Source organism: Niallia sp. FSL W8-0951 (genome assembly GCF_038006525.1).
Lineage (GTDB): Bacteria > Bacillota > Bacilli > Bacillales > Cytobacillaceae > Niallia > Niallia circulans.
In genome coordinates this window covers 1-2,270 of record NZ_JBBOVK010000009.1, presented here as the reverse complement: position 1 = coordinate 2,270, position 2,270 = coordinate 1, and the positions used below count along the sequence as shown (strand labels likewise).

1 protein-coding gene and 1 pseudogene are annotated in these 2,270 nt (G+C 31.5%); one reads left to right on the top strand and one right to left on the bottom strand.

Annotated features, from left to right (window positions below; translation table 11 throughout):
- Positions 1 to 168: 168 nt before the first annotated feature.
- A complete protein-coding gene (locus NSS71_RS25610) occupies positions 169 to 705 on the bottom strand; it encodes a 2'-5' RNA ligase family protein (protein WP_047945089.1) in 537 nt (178 codons plus the stop codon).
- A 1,107-nt stretch (positions 706 to 1,812) separates the two neighbouring features.
- On the opposite strand from NSS71_RS25610, the pseudogene NSS71_RS25605 reads away from it, so the two are divergent.
- Positions 1,813 to 2,043, top strand: a pseudogene (locus NSS71_RS25605) (ATP-binding cassette domain-containing protein); the annotation flags it as partial.
- Between the last annotated feature and the right edge of the window lie 227 nt (positions 2,044 to 2,270).

Genomic DNA, 2,270 nt, shown 5'->3' with positions numbered 1-2,270 from the left:
GCTATCAGATGCAACTTTTATATCGTATCACATTTAATAGTCACAAGTCAATAATTTTCTTAAAACTTTTAACTATTAAATTATCAATTATCGTTACCGTTCGAGGTAACTTTTATATATTAACAAATATCCATTTAACCGTCAACTGTTTTTTTATATTTTTTTCAATCACATTAAACTCTCAGAATATATAAGCGGAACATGCTTTTTACTATCTATTCTAATTAATCCTATTCGGTTTATTTCCCCTTTTAGCTTTTCATTTATCTTTAAACAATAATTATATGCATCCTGAAGCTTTTCTTCAGAAAGTCTATTAGCTAAAGTACAATGTGGAATCCATTTACCCGGAAGATATACTGACTCTTTATCATCAATAAAGGAAGCAAAATTTCTATGATGATTAGAATGTAAATCAAGTAACTCTTCAGTTATAGTCGGGGAATAAAATAACGTTTTTGTATTTATAAAAGATCCTACTGTTTGAAAGTCAAGTCGTACTTTTTCTTTATCTTTATAAAAGGTCCTCATCTTATTTATAAAGTTCCTAACGGGAATTTCCTTATAGTTTGCTATTGTAATATGTGGTACTCTATCTTCTACTTCCCTCGCATAATAAGAGATGCCATTACTCTCCAAGCCTTCCCATATCGTTTTTATACTTTGTTCTAATTCTGGATTAAACAATGCAACTACTGCATACATCGCATTCTTCTCCTTTAGTATATAGTGTCTTTTTTTCTAAAAACCAAATTTTCTCTAGCTATCCACGGGTTGTAATTTAAATGAGATAATCATATTTATTTCCTTCAATCGTCTTTTCAACAAATATCTATACTGGCGTAAAATCAATTTTAGACTCTTAAGCATCTAACCCTCGCTCTACCTTTTCGTCCTTCACAGCTCACCCAAGTAATAATGAGATATCATTTGAAAATATACGATATCCCCTCACTTCCCTCCATAACGCTTCTACAAGTCCCTTCTCCCGGAAACTTAAAGTCACCTTTATTTGTTTGCATAAGTAAATCTTTTGCTTTTCTTATTATCTCGCCTATCACATTTTCCATTTACTACCTAAACATTTCTCTTTTCAAAACACTTAGATTAAATTAAGGTAACAGAAGTTTAACATACATGCTTTTTATGTACACCTATAATGTCTCTATGCCCTAAGGATTTTATTAGTAATAATAGATATAATCTAAAAAATAAAATTTAATAAACGATTCGCAGCGATTAACCGTCTTATGATTTGAAAAAGAAAAAAGAGGCATCGGTTTTACTTTAGACAACGAGAAAAGACTTATTAAACTTGCAAAAGAAGGAAATGAAGATGCCCTCATCGACTAATTGCGAAAACAAGAAAGAAAAGTATTTAATGACAGAAATTAATTCCTATTTATTATTCTTACTGATCTCGCTCTGTTAGCTTAGGGAACGTTTTTGTTTATCCACGCCAAGGAAAAAACAAGCTTCGCATGGTTTTGGGGAATATGGGGAATATGGGGATTGATTTCTCTTCCACTCCCATCCATTCTTTACTACCTGCTTATTATCTTGCCTAAATTAAGAAAAATGCGAAAGGGGAAATAACTTTGGATGAATTATGAAAAGTAAACTGGTCATTATTAGCTCTTATTCTTATACTCCAAGTCATTTTAATGGTGACAGCCGTCATTAACTGCACCAAACAAGAAGAAACTAACGGACCAAAGTAACTATGGTTTTCACTTATTTTGTTTGTTAGTTCATTCGGAACCTATTTTATATTTTGTCATAGGAAGAAAAAATAATTGAGGAGATACTAAAATATTCGTACAAGTAAATCAATTAGAAAAACAATTTAAAGACCATCAAGCAGGAAAAACAACCACTCTTCATATGCTCGCTGGTTTGCTATCCCCAACAAAAGATTCCATCTCTTACAACGGAGAAAAAGACTATCGTAAACTTATTGGCTTTATGCCCCAGCATCCTAGTTTCTTCAATTGGATTACTCCCATGGAATTTTTATATTTCGTCGGAAAACTATCTGCTGTTCATGGTTATATCCAAATATATTAAATGGAGTCTTGCTACACTCCGAAATGAAGCAACCATTATTTTAATGATGACCAAAATTTTGACAAACTCCAATTACCGTTTATTTCAACTTTTTACATTATCATCAATTTTTTACACACTAACAGTATTTGCTTTTAGGCGGTTCGAGCGTTTTTAATTATGGAAACTTCCTTACATACAAACTACAATTTTCTAATTATCAC